The sequence below is a fragment of the Priestia sp. SIMBA_032 genome (genome assembly GCF_046535215.1).
In the GTDB taxonomy this organism is placed as follows: Bacteria; Bacillota; Bacilli; order Bacillales; family Bacillaceae_H; genus Priestia; species Priestia aryabhattai.
In genome coordinates this window covers 1-262 of the sequence record NZ_JAWRXD010000918.1, presented here as the reverse complement: position 1 = coordinate 262, position 262 = coordinate 1, and the positions used below count along the sequence as shown (strand labels likewise).

At 72.5% G+C, this 262-nt stretch carries 1 pseudogene; it reads right to left on the bottom strand.

The annotated features are described in order from the left end of the window. Positions 1–262, bottom strand: a pseudogene (locus SB717_RS37010) (daunorubicin/doxorubicin resistance ABC transporter ATP-binding protein DrrA); the annotation flags it as partial.

Below are 262 nucleotides of genomic sequence, written 5' to 3'. Positions count from 1 at the left end.
CTTCACGGGGCGAGAAGTCGAGGTGGGCGAGGTGACGGCGAGGAAGACGTCGTCGAGGGTGGGGCGGCGCAGCGTGACGACGCCGTCGGCTCCCTCCTCATCGAGCAGGTCGAGCGCTCGCCGCAGGTCGGCGACCGTGCCGTCGGTGGGGATCCGTCGGCTGAGTGCGCCGTCACCGTCATGGAGCTCGACCGTGTCTCCGCCGATGCGCGCCTTCAGCTCCGCCGGTGTGCCGACCGCGGCGATGCGGCCGTCGTGCAGC